12 protein-coding genes, 1 tRNA gene, 1 pseudogene and 1 CRISPR repeat array are annotated in these 17,084 nt (G+C 54.3%); of the genes and pseudogenes, 8 read left to right on the forward strand and 6 right to left on the reverse strand.

The genetic code is table 11. The features are described 5' to 3' along the window. Window positions 1-8 precede the first annotated feature (8 nt). Both sufE and ACN28Q_RS23670 read left to right on the forward strand, forming a co-directional pair. The gene (gene sufE, locus ACN28Q_RS23665) at window positions 9-425 is read left to right on the forward strand and encodes a cysteine desulfuration protein SufE (RefSeq protein WP_095848578.1); all 417 of its coding nucleotides are present in this window, start codon (window positions 9-11) and stop codon (window positions 423-425) included. A gap of 314 nt (window positions 426-739) precedes the next feature. Next, a pseudogene (locus ACN28Q_RS23670) lies at window positions 740-1,672 on the forward strand (L,D-transpeptidase family protein); the annotation flags it as partial. A gap of 128 nt (window positions 1,673-1,800) precedes the next feature. On the opposite strand, the gene ACN28Q_RS23675 reads toward ACN28Q_RS23670, so the two are convergent. The 5 genes from ACN28Q_RS23675 to ACN28Q_RS23695 form a co-directional block, all read right to left on the reverse strand. Next, window positions 1,801-2,037, reverse strand: coding sequence for a major outer membrane lipoprotein (locus ACN28Q_RS23675; RefSeq protein WP_004943717.1), 237 nt, complete (start codon window positions 2,035-2,037; stop codon window positions 1,801-1,803). 306 nt (window positions 2,038-2,343) lie between these two features. Next, window positions 2,344-3,756: a pyruvate kinase PykF gene (gene pykF, locus ACN28Q_RS23680; protein ID WP_095848580.1), complete on the reverse strand. Its 1,413-nt coding sequence runs from the start codon at window positions 3,754-3,756 to the stop codon at window positions 2,344-2,346. A 435-nt stretch (window positions 3,757-4,191) separates the two neighbouring features. Further along, entirely contained in the window at window positions 4,192-4,491 is a 300-nt protein-coding gene (locus ACN28Q_RS23685) for a cupin domain-containing protein (RefSeq protein WP_095848581.1), read from the reverse strand. A 108-nt stretch (window positions 4,492-4,599) separates the two neighbouring features. Next, window positions 4,600-4,676, reverse strand: a tRNA-Val gene (locus ACN28Q_RS23690). 194 nt (window positions 4,677-4,870) lie between these two features. Further along, window positions 4,871-5,050, reverse strand: a complete 180-nt coding sequence (locus ACN28Q_RS23695) for a hypothetical protein (RefSeq protein WP_095848582.1) — start codon at window positions 5,048-5,050, stop codon at window positions 4,871-4,873. A gap of 452 nt (window positions 5,051-5,502) precedes the next feature. Between ACN28Q_RS23695 and cas3f the strand changes: the two genes are divergently transcribed. Genes cas3f through cas6f form a run of 5 tightly spaced genes read left to right on the forward strand, consistent with a single transcriptional unit; the run spans window position 5,503 to window position 12,648 of the window. Beyond that, entirely contained in the window at window positions 5,503-8,781 is a 3,279-nt protein-coding gene (gene cas3f, locus ACN28Q_RS23700; RefSeq protein WP_095848583.1) for a type I-F CRISPR-associated helicase Cas3f, read from the forward strand. 17 nt (window positions 8,782-8,798) lie between these two features. Continuing rightward, the gene (gene csy1, locus ACN28Q_RS23705; protein ID WP_095848584.1) at window positions 8,799-10,118 is read left to right on the forward strand and encodes a type I-F CRISPR-associated protein Csy1; all 1,320 of its coding nucleotides are present in this window, start codon (window positions 8,799-8,801) and stop codon (window positions 10,116-10,118) included. After that, the gene (csy2, locus tag ACN28Q_RS23710; protein ID WP_095848585.1) at window positions 10,115-11,053 is read left to right on the forward strand and encodes a type I-F CRISPR-associated protein Csy2; all 939 of its coding nucleotides are present in this window, start codon (window positions 10,115-10,117) and stop codon (window positions 11,051-11,053) included. The genes csy1 and csy2 overlap by 4 nt, the downstream gene beginning before the upstream one ends. A gap of 17 nt (window positions 11,054-11,070) precedes the next feature. Next, window positions 11,071-12,081, forward strand: coding sequence for a type I-F CRISPR-associated protein Csy3 (gene csy3, locus ACN28Q_RS23715; RefSeq protein ID WP_095848586.1), 1,011 nt, complete (start codon window positions 11,071-11,073; stop codon window positions 12,079-12,081). A gap of 12 nt (window positions 12,082-12,093) precedes the next feature. Further along, entirely contained in the window at window positions 12,094-12,648 is a 555-nt protein-coding gene (gene cas6f / locus ACN28Q_RS23720; protein ID WP_095848587.1) for a type I-F CRISPR-associated endoribonuclease Cas6/Csy4, read from the forward strand. Window positions 12,649-12,777: 129 nt separating this feature from the next. Next, window positions 12,778-13,825: a CRISPR direct-repeat array (repeat unit 28 nt; unit sequence GTTCACTGCCGTACAGGCAGCTTAGAAA). A 74-nt stretch (window positions 13,826-13,899) separates the two neighbouring features. Here cas6f and ACN28Q_RS23725 read toward each other — a convergent pair. Further along, on the reverse strand, window positions 13,900-15,141 hold the full coding sequence (locus ACN28Q_RS23725; RefSeq protein ID WP_095848588.1) for an alpha/beta hydrolase-fold protein: 1,242 nt from the start codon (window positions 15,139-15,141) through the stop codon (window positions 13,900-13,902). A gap of 725 nt (window positions 15,142-15,866) precedes the next feature. Between ACN28Q_RS23725 and ACN28Q_RS23730 the strand changes: the two genes are divergently transcribed. After that, complete coding sequence (locus tag ACN28Q_RS23730; protein WP_095848589.1) at window positions 15,867-16,982, forward strand: glycosyltransferase; 1,116 nt, start codon at window positions 15,867-15,869, stop codon at window positions 16,980-16,982. Window positions 16,983-17,084: the final 102 nt, after the last annotated feature.

The raw sequence follows: 17,084 nt of genomic DNA on the forward strand, positions 1-17,084 counted from the left end.
GGAGTTCCATGGCTACTTTGCCGGACAAAGAAAAGCTGGTGCGCAACTTTTCCCGTTGCCTGAACTGGGAAGATAAGTACCTGTATGTGATTGAGTTGGGCGCTAAGCTGCCGGCGCTTGATGAGGCCGATCGCCAGCCGCAAAACCTGATTTCAGGCTGCCAAAGCCAGGTGTGGATCGTCATGCAGCTGGACGAGCAGGGGAATGTGGCGTTCAAGGGCGATAGCGACGCCGCCATCGTTAAAGGGCTGCTGGCCGTGGTGTTCAGCCTTTATCACGGTATGGGGCCGAGCGCCATCGTTGAGTTTGACGTTCGCCCGTTCTTCAGCCAACTGGCATTGAGCCAGCACCTGACGCCTTCCCGCTCCCAGGGGCTGGAAGCGATGATTCGCGCTATTCGCGCCAAGGCGGCGTTGCTCGCCTGATTGCCCGTGCGCATTGGCGGCAACGCCGGTGCGCACCTGCCATTCTCTATCCCAAGACAATTCTGCTAAATCACTTCTTTTTCAGTCACTTATTACCGCTATTGGCTGGCCAGCTTGCGCTTTATGCATGTTATAACACCTTGATTTCTAGGGCACTTATTGCCTTTGGAGGCAGGGTTGCTACTATTAGTGCATGCCTCATGATGCGCGCTGAACGTTCAGCGTACGGCGTTTAATCAGGGCGTTGTCTGATTTACCTGTCACCGGGCGCCAGAGTAGCCTCGAAGCCAAACCGTCACAATATAGGGAAAAGCATGAAACGTGCGTTGACTTTAATGAGCATGTTATTCGCCACCGCGCTGGCCGGCGTTTCCGCCGCCAAAGCGACCGAATACCCGTTGCCGCCGGCAAACAGCCGCCTGATTGGGGAGAATACGACTTACGTGGTACCGAACGATGGCCGTTCGCTGGAAATGATTGCCGCCGATTATAAAATTGGCCTGCTGGGGATGCTGGAAGCCAACCCAGGCACCGATCCTTACCTGCCGAAAACCGGCTCGGTGCTGACGATCCCGACCCAGATGCTGCTGCCGGACACCCCACGCGAAGGTATCGTGGTCAATCTGGCGGAACTGCGGCTGTATTATTATCCCAAGGGTGAGGACAAAGTCATTGTCTACCCGATCGGCATTGGCCAGGTTGGGATGCATACGCCGCTGCAAGTGACGCATATCAGCCAGAAGATCCCGAACCCAACCTGGACGCCGACCGCCAATATCCGCAAGCGCTATGCCGCGCAGGGGGAAATATTGCCGGCGGTGGTGCCGGCAGGGCCGGAGAACCCGATGGGGCTGTTCGCCATGCGCCTGGCGATGGGCAAGGGGCAATATCTGATCCACGGCACCAACGCCAACTTCGGCATCGGCATGCGCGTCAGCTCGGGCTGCATTCGCCTTCGCCCGGAGGATATCGAAGCGCTGTTTAACCATGTTCCGCAGGGCACCCGGGTGCAAATCATTAATGAACCGGTGAAGGTGGCGGTGGAACCCGACGGCAAACGTTACGTTGAGGTGCATCAACCGCTGTCGAGGACCGAAAAAGACGATCCGCAAACCATGCCGATTGCGCTCTCAAGCAGCAAGCAGGCGTTTGTGAACGATCTTCAGACCGATAAAACCGAGTTTGACAGCGCCATGGCGCGCCGTTCGGGGATGCCGGTGCTGGTGAGCAGCGGCAGCGCTGCAACGCCGTTTAGCGGCTTTTAAGGCGGGTTTTGGGCCGGTTCCGGCGTATTGCCGGTCTGGCCCGTTTCAGCCAACGGCAGGCAAAAAAAAACGGTGCACAATGCGCACCGTTTTCAATTACCAAAGCTATCTTACTTTTTGTAAGCGTGAGCCTGGTTGTCCAGACGCTGGTTAGCACGTGCTGCGTCGTCTTTAGCTGCTTGAACGTCAGAACGGATTGCGTTCACGTCGTTGCTCAGTTGGTCAACTTTAGCGTTCAGAGTCTGAACGTCAGAAGACAGCTGATCGATTTTAGCATTGCTAGAGCAGCCTGCCAGCAGAGTGGAACCCAGGATTACAGCGCCCAGTACCAGTTTAGTACGATTCATTATAACACCCTCTAGATTGAGTTAATCTCCATGTAGCGTTACAAGTATTACACAAACTTTTTTCGAAAGAGAATAATTTTTTTGTGTTGAGGCCCTTTATTTTGATCGTTCGCTCAAACTTGCATCTTGTTTTACAAAATAGTTAAAAAAGCGAGCTAAAACAGCCGGATTCTATCGGACAGCTCCGATTTGTTGTTTGCTAAATAATAAGCATCTGCAGCGGTTTTTTAGGCGGGATAGTTTACAGTAGTTAAAAAAAACGCCGCAATGCGGCGTTTAACGTAACGTGTTTTTGTCACTTTTCGATTAAAGCACGTGTACAGAGGCAGTATTGGTGGTGCCGCTTGGTACCAGAGCGCCAGAAACCATCACCACAACGTTGCCTTTTTGTGCCAGGCCGCTGGCCAGAGCCGCTTCTTTACCGATACGGTAGAAGTCGTCGGTGGAAGCGATTTCTTTCACTACCTGCGGGATAACGCCTTTGCTCAGGATCAGCTGGCGGGCAGTCACTTCGTTGGTGGTCAACGCCAGGATCATCGCGCCCGGGAAGTATTTACGCACGGATTTGGCTGATTTACCGCCGCTGGTGGCAACAACGATCAACGGTGCTTCCAGTTTTTCCGCCGTTTCAACCGCACCGCGGCAAACGGCTTCGGTGATGCGCAGTTTGCGGCTGTCGTTCAGGGCGTCGATGCGGCTTTGCATCACGCGGTCGGTGCGTTCGCAGATGGTGGCCATAATGGTCACTGCTTCCAGCGGGTATTTACCTTTTGCAGACTCGCCAGACAGCATTACTGCGTCGGTGCCATCGAGGATAGCGTTGGCAACGTCGCCGGCTTCCGCACGGGTAGGGCGCGGGTTTTTGATCATGGAATCGAGCATTTGGGTGGCAGTGATCACCACTTTGCGTGCATGGTTGCATTTCTCGATCATCATCTTCTGTGCGAAGATCACTTCTTCAACCGGGATTTCAACGCCCAGGTCGCCACGCGCTACCATGATGCCGTCAGAGGCTTCGAGGATTTCGTCGAAGTTGTTCAGGCCTTCCTGGTTTTCGATTTTGGAGATGATCTGAATGTGTTCGCCGCCGTGCGCTTTCAGGTGCTCACGAATTTCCAGTACGTCGGAACGTTTACGGATGAAGGAAGCAGCAACGAAGTCTACGCCTTGTTCGCAGCCGAAGATCAGATCGCGTTTGTCTTTTTCCGCCAGCGCCGGCAGTTGGATGGAAACGCCCGGCAGGTTAACGCCTTTGTTTTCGCCCAGATCGCCGTTGTTCAGCACTTTACAAACCACTTCGTTTTCGGTCACGTTCAGCACTTCCATGCCGATCAGGCCGTCATCAACCAGCACGGTGTTGCCGATACGCAGGTCGGCAGCGAAGCCCTGATAGGTAACGGCAACGCGTTCGTTGTTGCCGATAACGCTCTGATCGGTGGTGAAGGTGAAGGTCTGGCCGGCAACCAGTGCCGCGTCGGTACCGCCTTCGAGCTTCATGGTGCGGATTTCAGGGCCTTTGGTATCCAGCAGGATGCCGGCGTTTTTACCGGTTTTGGCCATTACGGCGCGCATGTTTTTGATACGGTTACCGTGTTCTTCGTAATCGCCGTGGGAGAAGTTCAGGCGCATTACGTTCATACCTGCGTTCAGCAGGTTGGTCAGCATTTCTTCTGATTCGGTTTTTGGGCCGATTGTACAAACAATTTTGGTCTTTTTCATGACGATGTTTTCTACAAGTTGTGATGGATTAGAGAAACAGTAAACCAGTGGGTAAGCCACCGGGATGGAATAGGAATTGTGCCTGACGTTGCAAAATATAGTTAAGGATAGGTGACAGCGATAGCAACCGGGTGGAAAATTTTGGTCCGCGTATGGGAGACAGGACACCGCAAAAAGTGACGTAATCAGCGCATGTTGTTTTTGTATTTTCGCGAATCAAGGGCTGAAACCATTCAACTAAAAGACGCTGGCATTATAAAGCTATCGCCGCGTGAAACAAAATAAAAAACCGATGAGTGGCGTAGCTTTAGCCAAAACGCCAGGAAAAACGCACCGGAACAACTTACGTTGTTGCGCAAAGAAACGCACTATGTGCAGGCTGTTTGCGCAGCGTTTACATCCTGTTCACTTGGCCGCTATTACCCGGCACGTCAATCAGGCGGAAATTTCCCAAAGCCTGCCGCTAACCAGGCAAAAACAGCCGCTGGGCGTGTTGGCAGGGATAGTGACCGATTCGCCGGCAATCACGATAAAGACGTCATTACCTACCGTAAACTCAAACTCACCGGCGACAACCCGGTTCTGCACCGGATGGGGATGCTTGAGCAGTTGGCCGAACGCGCCCGCCGCGTAATCCAGCTGTTTTGCCGCGGTGCCATCGCTGAGTATGCCGGAACATTGTTTCAGGCCGTTGCCCAGATCATCGAGCGGCGTTTGTGCGGTAAATGTCAGCATGCAATGTTCCTGGTAGCAGGGTATCTGCGAGAATGCGGCCCGCGATGCCGAAGCATGGCGGTAAAGCTGTTGCGTATTGGCGCGGTGCGGGAAGATAAGGCATAGACTTGGTGCGTCCGAGTGGGCTCGAACCACCGACCCCCACCATGTCAAGGTGGTGCTCTAACCAACTGAGCTACGGACGCACGCGACTGAAACAATGCTGATATTGTGACCCGCTGATTGCTAAGGCTTTATTTGCCCGCCAACAACAGAGGAAGGATTATGGACTAACGCTATGGGCATGGCAAGCCGTGGCGGGCCGTTTGCACGGAAGTTATACGACAGCGCTGCGGGCGGCAGGGCAATAATGCCGCTGGCCACCCGCAGGTTAGGGGGATTACATAAACATAAAGCGATCGGCCAGGGGGACCGAACGCGCAACGCGCGGTTGCAACGAGTGCATCACATGGTTTTCCAGATCTTCCGCACCGGTGGTTTTGTTGATGGCGGTATCGCTGTCTTCTTTTTCCATCAAAAAACCGGTCAGCAATTCAAGAAAACGGTTAACTTTTTGCATTTCCCACCCCATCGTCACTCTAGCTAATGGGGCTATACTACGGCGCTGGGCGTATGATGGGAAAAAATTAAAAAACATATCTTAAGACAGAAAAAGCATATCGCATCTAAGGCTGGCGCCGCACTGTATATTGATGCTTTATTGTGAACGAGAGGATAAGTTGGCGCAGGAGGCATTACCATGATTATCGTCACCCATGAAGCAGGTGTTTGTCTTTCATAGGTATAACACGCAGTAAGCCGGCAAACTAATGCTTTGGTGATTACTGGTTTGCCTGGTGCCAGCGCATATCTCGTGCTGTGGAAGAACCTCGATCTATTAAAGAAGGTTGGTATCAATCTTTTTCAGGACACTTGTACATGGATAATGCATTTAGCCCGTCCGATCTGAAAACGATTCTTCATTCTAAACGTTCTAATAACCGTTGCGGAGCAATTAAGTCAGGTTCGGCGATGAATATTCTGCTGGTGTCACAATGCAATAAACGCGCGCTAACTGAAACGCGCCGCGTTCTGGATCAATTTGCCGAACGCAAGGGCGATCGCACATGGCAAACGGCAATTACGCTAGAGGGGTTAAAGACATTACGCAAACTGCTGCGTAAAACCGCGCGTCGTAATACCGCCGTCGCCTGCCACTGGATCAAAAGCGCCGGTAGAACTGAATTACTGTGGATTGTCGGCAATTTACGTCGTTTTAATGCTCAGGGCGTGGTGCCGACCAACGCAACCGAACGCGATATTCTGAAAGCGCAGGATGAAAACCCGTGGCACAGTATTGAATCGGTCAGCGTGCTGGCCGCTATCGCCGGGCTATTCCATGACTTTGGTAAAGCGAATGTGCTGTTCCAGCAGGGGCTACGCGGCGAGGGGAAAGCCTGGCAGCCATATCGGCATGAGTGGGTTTCTCTGCGCTTATTTCAGGCGTTCGTCGATGATCGTGATGATCAACGCTGGCTGACGGCGCTCGGGCAGATCGATATTGCCGATGAGGCGGTGTTACTCCAGAAACTACAAAAAGATGGCATTGAGCCATTCAGTAACCCGTTTAAAACGCTGCCACCGCTGGCCACCACTGTTGCCTGGCTGATTGTGTCACATCATCGTTTGCCCACATATCCCGCACAGGGAAACGCGTTGTCTGAGCCTTATACCCACCCGCCTGAACTGCCGTATATCGATAGCTGGCTGACGCAGCAACTTACCGCCGTGTGGAACTCCACCAACATGGACAGAGAAGGCTGGAGCGAACGGGATAAACAGGCGATCTGGCGCTTTCCATACGGCACGCCGATTCGCAGCACGACGTGGCGCAGTAAGGCGCATAAATTTGCCGCCCGGGCGCGGCAACTGAGTTCACTGACGCAGTACGGTGTGCTTGGCCAGCGTTTTACCAGCCATCTCGCCCGTTTGGTTTTGATGCTGGCCGACCATCACTATTCATCGCTACCGCCGACCGTGGGTTGGCAGGATGCCACCTACGACGCCATTGCCAATACCGATCGTCAGACCGGACAACGCAAACAAAAGTTGGACGAACACTGTATTGGCGTCAGTCAGAATGCTCTGCTGCTGGGGCGCAGTCTGCCGCAAGTAAGAAAAACACTGCCTTCCATCACCCGTCATAAAGGATTTAAACAGCGAGCCACCAGTACCAAATATCGCTGGCAGGACAAAGCCTTCGACGTGTCCAGCGCGTTGCGCGAGCGTTCCGCTGAACAGGGGTTTTTCGGCGTAAATATGGCGTCAACCGGCTGTGGTAAAACGTTTGCCAATGCCCGCATTATGTACGGACTGGCCGATGAAAAGCAGGGCTGTCGTTTTTCTGTTGCGCTGGGGTTACGGACACTGACGCTGCAAACCGGCGATGCGTTACGGGAAAAACTGACGTTGCAGGATGACGATCTGGCGGTGCTGATCGGTTCGCAGGCTGTTACTCAACTGCATGAGCTGAATCGGGACGTCGCCCGGTCGGGCAGCGCATCTGCCGATGCGCTGTTTGCGGAACACCAGTATGTCAGTTATGACGGCAGTCTGGATGACGGGCGCCTTAGCGCCTGGTTAAGTAAAAGCCCAACGCTGCATAAATTGCTTAGCGCGCCGGTGCTGGTCTCCACCATCGACCATCTGATATCGGCAACGGAAGGTGTACGCGGTGGTAAACAAATTGCGCCTATGCTGCGCCTGCTGACCGCCGATCTGGTGCTGGATGAACCGGATGATTTTGACCTGGCCGACCTGCCGGCATTATGCCGCCTAGTCAACTGGGCGGGGATGCTCGGTTCCCGGGTGCTGCTCTCTTCCGCCACCTTACCGCCGGCGTTGGTTGAGGCGCTGTTTAACGCCTATCGCAGTGGGCGGGCCGACTATCAACAGGTGTGTGGGACACCGGATAGGCCGGTGAATATCTGCTGTGGTTGGTTTGATGAACATACCGCACTGCATAGCGACCATCAGACGGGGAAAACCTTCCGCCAGGCGCATCAAGCGTTCGTGGCGGCAAGGGTGGAAAAACTGCGCCAGGCGCCAGTGCTGCGTCTGGCCGAACGGGTTCCGGTCACGGTCGCCACGACAAAGGTCGGCGACGTGATTGCCGGCGTGGCGGCCTGTTTTCATCAATCGATGATGGCGCTGCATCAGGCGCATCATCAAATGCATCCGTCGGGTAAAACGATCTCGCTGGGGTTGGTTCGTATGGCGAATATCACGCCGCTGGTGGCCGTCGCCCGCCAGTTATTTACACAGCCGTCGCCAGACGGTTACCGTATTCATTACTGCGTGTATCACAGCCAGCATCCGCTGGCGATGCGTTCTTTTATTGAACAACGGCTGGATGCCTCTCTCACCCGTTATGATCCGGATGCGCTATGGCAGATAGAAGAAATACGGCAGGCGCTGGCGCATGACCCGGAATCGCATCATTTGTTTGTGGTGCTGGCGACCTCGGTGGCGGAAGTGGGGCGTGATTTTGATTTTGACTGGGCCGTTGCCGAACCCAGTTCGATGCGTTCATTGATTCAGCTTGCCGGGCGTATTCAGCGCCATCGCCAGCAGCAGCCCGTCACGCCAAATCTGCATATTTTGCGTAAAAACGTAAAGGCATTGCGTGATTGCCGTCCGGCCTATTGTCGTCCGGGGTTTGAGTCTTCCTCATCTGGTGATCCAAAGCTGGTCAGCCACGATCTGGCGGATTTACTGACGGAAGAACAGTATCGCGTCATCAGCGCCGTTCCCCGCATTCAGCAGCGGCCATCGCTTACGCCTGCGCAAAATCTGGTGGATCTGGAACATCATATGCTGCGTAAGGCGATGCAGGGAATAAAAGGCTCAACGGAGTACTATGCCGCGCTGTGGTGGAAAACTGACGCCGACTGGTGCGGTGAATTGCAGCGCCGTAAACCGTTTCGGCTGTCGTTTCCTGATGAACAGTACTACCTCTGGATCGCTGAAGAGGGCGATAAGCCTGTGTTCAAAATGCCGGACAGCGATGATTCCGGCTGGAAAGAGAGCTATGTCTTTCAACCTGTGACCGTCATGCTGGCAAACGGCGTCAGCAACTGGTTGACGGTGGATTATCAGCAAATCTATACGCAGTTAGCGGAGAAGCTGGATATGGAACTGAGCGCCGTCAGCCAGCGTTTCGGCGAGATTAATTTACCGGTTCGTGCAGTAGAGAAAAACGAACGATGGCTATGGCACCCACTGCTCGGGGTGTTTGGCGCACTCGGTTGAGATAAAGGGGAACGATAATGGAAGAGGTCGGGCTAAGTCGGTTTATTATCGACTACATCGAAAACCGCAGGCGGCTGAGGCTTGAGGTAGCGGAAAAAAAGTTTGCTAACGACGCGCTGGCGTTGGCGGCCGAACGGCAGGAGATTAACGATCGCTATCAGGTTCGTGCCTGGTTAACCGATGCGGCTTCCCGCGCGGAGCAGATCAGCCTGGTGACCCATGCGCTGAAGTTTACCCATAGCGATGCCAAAGGCAGCAGCGTGTTTAGCGCTGCGCCAGTGGAAGAAAGCCCGGAATATCTTTCCACCGCCGCGCTGAGGCAACCGGCGGTGGATGCGGTGGGTAATGCCGCTGCGCTGGATGTCGCTAAGTTATTACAGACGGAATACGGCGGTGATTCGCTGGCTGCGGCATTGCAGCGGGAAGATCATGCCGCGCTTGCCGTATTGACGGACGATCCACAGCAACTGACGCAGTGGATAACCGGGTTTAAGCGGGCGCTTACCGATAAGCAACTCCGTTCACATAAGCTGGCAAAACAGATTTATTTTCCCTTATCAGACACCGCGGCTGGCAGCCAATATCACCTGCTCAGCCCACTTTATTCATCTTCGCTGGCGCAGGCGCTGCACCAGCGCATTACGGTTGCCCGTTTTAGCGATGAGGCCAAAGCGATACGTCAGGCCAGAAAGGAACAACGCTGGCACGATGCGATCGATGTGTCTTATCCCAATCTTGCCGTGCAGAACATGGGCGGCACCAAACCGCAGAACATCTCGTTTCTTAATAGCGGGCGCCGGGGCAAGTCTTACTTATTGCCCTGCGCCGCGCCGGTCTGGCAAAGCATTGCGAAGCCGCCGTTACAGCATAAGTCCATTTTTCGCCCCCGCGGTGAGTTTGAACATCATGCCCGTCCGGCAGTGCGCCAGATGCAACAATTTCTGCTCAGTGTCGCACCGTCCGGCAACACGCTGGAAATGCGCCGGCAATGCTGGGCATATGCCGACAGCATTATTGATAGTTTGTTTAACTATGCGGCGGCAATACAGAATCTGGACGCCGGTTGGAGCGCGAATGAATGCTGCGAGTTAAAACGCTCCCAGCAGCTTTGGCTTGATCCCTGGCGCGCTGAATCCGATGGTGACTTTAAATTTGCGCGCGGAGGCGGCGGCTGGAAACAAGAGATCGCACAGGACTTTGGCGTCTGGCTCAATCGCCAACTGGAACATGAACAGCTGCGCTTTAGCGAGGTCGAGCGGCGGGAGTGGTCGACGGCGGCGCTGTTCAAACGCCGGATGCGGGAGTCAGAGTCTGCGCTGACGGAGGCGATGCGATGAGTTCATTGATTGTTCTGCGTCATGTGAGCGTGGAAAACGCCAACGCCATCGCCGGATTAACCTACGGTTTCCCGGCGATTACCCACTTTCTGGGCTATGCCCACGCCCTTTCCCGCTGGCTGCAGCAAAGCCGTAACCTGACGCTGAGCGGCTGTGGGGTGATCTGTCATAAACAGCAACTGCATGCTTATGGCTCCGGCTGGGAACGATCTTTCGCGCTTACCCGCAACCCGTTGACGAAAGAAGAGAAAACCGCCGCGTTTAATGAAGAAGGCCGCATGCATATGACAGTCTCTTTGCTGATGGAATGCCACGGCATGATTGCCGATGGCGATGAAGGCGCGCGGGCGCTGGCAGATCTCTTGGCTACGCGCTGTGTCAATCAGCGGCTGGCGGGCGGCGTGATTACCCGCATCGGCAAAATCGAAGTGATGGCTTTCCCGCAAAATGAGGCGCATACCCGCCGCGTTATGCATCGCTTGCTGCCGGGTTATGTATTGCTGGATCGCCGCGATCTGCTGAAAGATCACTTTGGACAATGCAAACAGGAGAATCCGGAAGCTGAAATGCTAGATGCCTGGCTGGATTTTGCAGCGATAAAGATGGGATCCGTCGCGAACGACGCTGGCAATGAGCTGGCTGACTGGCGTTATTTGCCAAAGCCGGCGGCAGGTTATCTGGTGCCATTGATGACCGGTTACTGTGCCATTTCTCCGCTTTATGCCGCAGGCGAAGTAGAGAAAACCCGCGATCCGACCATGCCGTTCTGCTTTGCCGAATCCATCTACGGCATTGGCGAGTGGCGGGGTGCGCACCGAATTAACGATCTTCGCGCCATACTCTGGCATTACCACTATCACGATGGCCGGTACCAGTGCTGCAGTAAGGCGACGGTGGCAGACGAAACCTATGAATTTAATGACGACGATGAATAACGAAAAAGGATTTAATCATGGCTAAAGCAACCATTAAAACGGCATCGGTACTGGCGTTCGAACGTAAACTGGCGAATTCCGATGCGCTGATGTTTTCCGGCAACTGGGAACAGAAAACGGACTGGCGGCCGGTTGAGATTAAAGAGAAAGCGGTTCGTGGCACCATATCCAACCGGTTGAAAAACGCGCTGGCCAGCGACCCAGCGAAACTGGATGCCGAGATCCAAAAGGCTAACCTGCAGCGTGTTGATGTGGCAGCGCTGCCTTTCGACGCGGATACGTTGAAGGTGAGCTTTTCACTGCGCGTGCTGGGTAATCTGGCGACGCCTTCCGTGTGTAACGATCAAGAGTATCAGGCCGAACTGTCGCGGGTGATCGACGGTTATGTTGCCGAACAGGGGTTTGGTGTTCTGGCGGCTCGATATGCGGAAAATCTGGCCAACGGCCGTTTCCTGTGGCGTAACCGCGTGGGAGCGGAAGCGCTTAACGTTCGGGTGACACAGGGGGAAAAAAGCTGGGATTTCGATGGAGGAGATTACTCGTTGCGGCAATTCAGTCAGCCTGACGGGGAGCTGGCACTGCTGGCGGCGGCTATTGAACAAGGACTGGCGGGAGAAGAATCGGCTTTTTTCACCGTCGATGCATTTGTGCGTTTGGGAGCCGGTCAGGAAGTTTTCCCTTCGCAGGAGCTGGTGCTGGACGACAACAGTCGCAATAAGAAAAGCAAGATCCTGTATCAGGTGGATGGTGTCGCCGCGCTGCATTCGCAAAAGATTGGCAATGCCCTGCGCACTATTGATGACTGGTATCCCGATGCGGCCGAACTGGGGCTGGGGCCAATCGCGGTGGAACCTTACGGCTCTGTTACTAGTCGCGGGAAAGCCTATCGTCAGCCGAAACAAAAAATGGATTTCTACACACTGCTGGATAACTGGGTGACAAAGGGCAGCGTGCCGGAAAACGACCAGCAGCATTACGTTATCGCTACGCTGATTCGCGGCGGTGTGTTTGGTGAAAAAGGGGAATAAAAGGAGGCTGGTATGGATCATTATCTGGAGATACGGATACTGCCCGACACTGAATTCTCCGCCGCTGATTTGCTGAATGCGTTGTTTGCCAAATTGCATCGGGCGCTGGGACAACGGGGAGAGGGAGATATCGGTGTGAGTTTTCCTGATGCGGGCAGAACGCTGGGCGAAAAAATCCGGTTACATGGCCTGGTGTCGGCGTTAACTGAACTTCAGGCCGATGCGTGGTTGAAAGGGCTGCGGGACTATACGCAAGCCAGCGAAATTCAGCCGGTTCCGGCTAATGTAAAATTCAGAACGGTAAAACGAGTGCAAGTGAAAAGCAGTGCAGAACGGTTACGCCGCCGCTCGGTTCGTAAGGGCTGGCTGACCGAGGATGAAGCGCGCGAGCGAATATTGCTTTCTGCGGAGAAACGGGTCGCACTGCCGTTCCTGCAATTGAAAAGCTTGTCATCCAGGCAAATGTTCCGGCTGTTTGTGGAACAGGGCGCGCTACAGGATTATGCCGTAACCGGCCGGTTTAGTTCATACGGACTCAGCGAGAGTGCTACCGTGCCTTGGTTTTGACCTTTTTTTTACCGCTAATGCTAACGTACTGATTTTTATCATAGTATTAGCCGCCAGTAAAAAAAGCCTTTTTAAGCCAAAAGTGAATTTTTTCTTTAATACTTATACTGTTATCTTTTATCTATAACGGTTCACTGCCGTACAGGCAGCTTAGAAAGGCTTGCTCAGGTCTTTATCGTTCATCGCTTGGTTCACTGCCGTACAGGCAGCTTAGAAATTAGCGATGTGCATTGCCCGTGCTGTGGAGCCGTTCACTGCCGTACAGGCAGCTTAGAAAATGACGCCGGCAAGAGACTCACCCGCAAACAGGTTCACTGCCGTACAGGCAGCTTAGAAATATCGAATTCTGAGCAACTGCTGCGCTACTGGGTTCACTGCCGTACAGGCAGCTTAGAAATCGGGGAACAACGTATCGCGCGTATCACCGGGGTTCACTGCCGTACAGGCAGCTTAGAAAAGGCATTCGTCACCAGTAATAACGGGAAAAGTGTTCACTGCCGTACAGGCAGCTTAGAAAAAACGACATCACGCAGCTCCCGGCGCTTATCCGTTCACTGCCGTACAGGCAGCTTAGAAACGGAGGGGAAGGAAGCGCGCCTGAGCTCTGCAGTTCACTGCCGTACAGGCAGCTTAGAAATAAATGCCACGGCGAGGGCAACATTGATATTCGTTCACTGCCGTACAGGCAGCTTAGAAATTATTCCGTCGCGAAGGTGATGCCGTCGATAAGTTCACTGCCGTACTGGCAGCTTAGAAATCGGAATCCTTTCGCTGTCCTAATAACATGCGGTTCACTGCCGTACAGGCAGCTTAGAAAAGACGGACCTTCATACGCCCTCCGGGGGCGTTGTTCACTGCCGTACAGGCAGCTTAGAAATCGAAATCAATTTCATGCAGACGCGCAAAGACGTTCACTGCCGTACAGGCAGCTTAGAAATTTATTGACTACATCATTTTGTTAGGCGCTGAGTTCACTGCCGTACAGGCAGCTTAGAAAGAACGCAGCCAGGACGACCACGAGAAAGATAAGTTCACTGCCGTACAGGCAGCTTAGAAAATCAGACCCTAGCCGAAGGCCCGAAACCGCACGTTCACTGCCGTACAGGCAGATTAGAAATATCTGGTAGCACACCGGCAGCGGAATGCTTGGTTCACTGCCGTACAGGCAGCATAGGAATTATAGATAAAGCGACCATCCAGCGTGTAACAGCCCACTGCCATAAAGGCATCGCCGCTGGCAGTGGTGAACAATCATATCACTGCCAACCCGTCGATAAGGGCGCCGCGCCACCATGCATAGTCGTGGCCGCCGGTATAGATAGCAAGCTGGCTCTCAACGCCAGCGGCGCATAGCCGTTGGTGCAATTGCTCGACATGCGGAACCATCGCCCCTTCCAGTGCCCCCACGCACAGTCTGATCCGCACCGTCTGCGGCGGGCTGGACAATACCCGTTCGCTCACCCACGAGGTATCGCTTTCTTTAAACATGATCGGGCGCCGGCTGTTGTCCGGCATCCACCACATTGAGGGGGAGGTGCTGATTATGGCGCCGAAAACGTCAGGCGCGTGCACGGCGGCCATCAGAGCGGTTACGCCGCCCAGGCTCTGCCCGCACAGCACGGTCTGAGAACGGCCGGCCCAGGCTCTGTCTGGGTGTGCGGCGCGTACCTGCGGTATCAGATGTTCGGCAATGTCGATCACCAGTTGGTTATCGCCGCCCAGGATGGCGGCGCGATCCCGTTCATCATTGTTGTCAATGCCCAGCACCGCCAGGGGGCGGATACGGCCGCTGGCGATGGCGGCGTCGAGAGCGCCCAGGGCACCGACGTGATCAAACCATGTTTCGGCATCGGGCAAGACCAGCAAACCTAAAGGCGTCGAACTGGCTACGTCGGGGATATAGAGGCGCACACGGCGCTGTTGCCCGGCAACCACGGGATAAGACGCGGTGAGCGTGCCGCGGTGGGGGGCGGGTGCGGCCGCCCACTCGCGCTGCTCGGGGGCCTGATCGAGGGCCAGAACAGAGACCCACGTCTCCCCACGCACGTTGATGCTGGCCGTTTTACAGAAAGGATCGGCTTGCCCGATAAACGGCGTGAAGCGCCCGCCAAGTTGTGAAATCAGCTCGGGTGAGGTTCCCTGCGGAATCTCCGTAATGCTGTATGAACCGCGGTAGCTGGCCGGCAAGCGCAGTTGCAGCGCCCAGATGTCGCTGGCGGGGATATGGGTCATCATCCCCCTGGCGACGTGGCTTTTATCCGTCACACGGTTCAGGCAGAGATAAACCCCCTGTAAGGCTTTTTCCGAGCGCCAGAGAAAGGTGACGTCACGCTCGTCGTGATTACCGGCGGCCGTAGTCACCAGAGGAACATCGACGGCTTCCACATCATGCCAGAACTGAGTCACATCCAGCGACGTCGGGTTCGCCAGCTGTGCCAGTAAGCGTTCTGTTGCACTGAGCTTAAGGGGGGTGAAAGCGGTGACATTCTTCATTCTTGGCATTCCATGAAATATACCGGGTTTATTAATTTGGCCAATAAAATAATTTCAACCTTATATTAAAGTGTGTAAGAACGCGTGTCACGATAAAACATCGCTGCCTGTTTTATTATTAATAAGCCGGGGAAATTAAATGGTTAATTATGATATGGTAAAATTCCTATTATCGATTTAATTTAAACTCACCGTATAATTATATGCTAACGTAATGAACAGAGCTCGCCAATGAAGGCGAAGACGGGCTCTGGGTAAATAATCTCGCAAAACATTCATTAATGCGTGGTTATTTTGGAACGCAGCTATACCTATCGCGGGTTTCTTTTCCATAACCTGATGCGATTCTATGTACTCTATTGTTTTTATGTGAAATTCTGTATGGGTTTCGACGTTTTCGATTACCCGCAATGTTTGGGGTAATTTCTGGATATAATGACAATGTATTTTGTGTCACTATTTTAGAAGGCGGGATAAATTAATCACTGTTGTTCGCCGGGAAATGAAAAACATTATTCGATAGGGGTGTAGTGCGCTGGGTAAGTAATAGTTTGCGTGGTTACGGTTGCTGGGTCGTCGATAATTCACCCCCATGACATTTCAACGGGGACTCAGCGCCGGTTGGCTGAATATTCGCTTGACTGGAAATCCATAGGCGCCTTAGCAGTCGGGGGCCTGCGCGACTTTCAGGATTTCACTGTGTCAGGCCGGAGATGGATTTTCTCATGCGTATTCTCTTTGTTGGCCCACCTTTATACGGTTTGTTGTATCCCGTGTTCTCTCTAGCCCAGGCTTTTCGTGTTCATGGGCATGAAGTGTTGATCGCGAGCGCAGGCAAATTTGCGCAAAAGGCGGCGGAGGCCGGCCTGGTCGCGTTCGATGCCGCGCCCGGCTTTGATTCGGAGGCCGACTATCGGCGGCGGGAAGATCTGCGTAAAAAAAACCATGCCGGCACCAAAATGGGTAACTTCTCGTTCTTCAGTGAAGAGATGGCCGATCGCCTGGTTGAACAGGCTGGGGCATGGCAGCCCGATCTTATCATCTATCCACCGCTTGGCGTGGTCGGCCCGCTCATTGCGGCCAAGTATCATATCCCGGTTGTCATGCAATCCGTCGGGTTCGCCCATACGCCCTGGCATATCAAAGGGGTGACGCGCTCGCTAGCCGATGCCTATAACCGCCACGGCGTCACGGCACCGCCGCGCGATCTCGCCTGGATCGATGTCACGCCGCCGAGCATGAGCATGCTGGAAAATGACGGCGAGCCCGTCATCTCAATGCGATATGTCCCCTATAACGGCGGCGCCGTCTGGCAAGACTGGTGGGCCAGGTCGCCCGGCCGTAAGCGTTTGTTGGTCAGCCTGGGTACCGTCAAGCCGATGGTTGACGGGCTGGATCTGATCTCGTGGGTTATGGATTCGGCCGATGAGGTGGATGCGGAGATTATCCTGCAGCTTTCAGCCAATGCGCGTTCTGATTTGCGCCGGCTACCGCCCAATGTTCGGCTGGTCGACTGGATACCGATGGGCCTGTTTCTCAACGGCGCCGATGGGTTTATTCATCACGGCGGGGCGGGCAACACCCTCACGGCGCTGCACGCCGGCATTCCGCAAATCGTGTTCGGTGAGGGCGCCGATCGGCCGGTCAACGCCAGGGCCGTGGTGGATCGCGGTTGCGGCATCATCCCCGGCAAAAACGGCTTATCGAGCGATCTGATCAATACATTCCTGAGTAATGCCTCACTGCGTACCGCATCAGCACAGGTGGCGGCCGAAATGGCGGCGCAGGCCAGCCCGGCGCAGGTCGCTGAACAACTTGTCGCCAAACTGAGGTACGGCTGATTAGCGCCAGCCTGCGGCGCTATTGCATTGCGTCAGTGATGGCGCTGTCTTCACGCGGAAAAGAACCCGGAGGCGGCCTACGCTGGCGCAGTTTTAATCGGA

Origin of the sequence: Gibbsiella quercinecans, assembly GCF_002291425.1 — a bacterium.
Classification (GTDB): Bacteria; Pseudomonadota; Gammaproteobacteria; order Enterobacterales; family Enterobacteriaceae; genus Gibbsiella; species Gibbsiella quercinecans.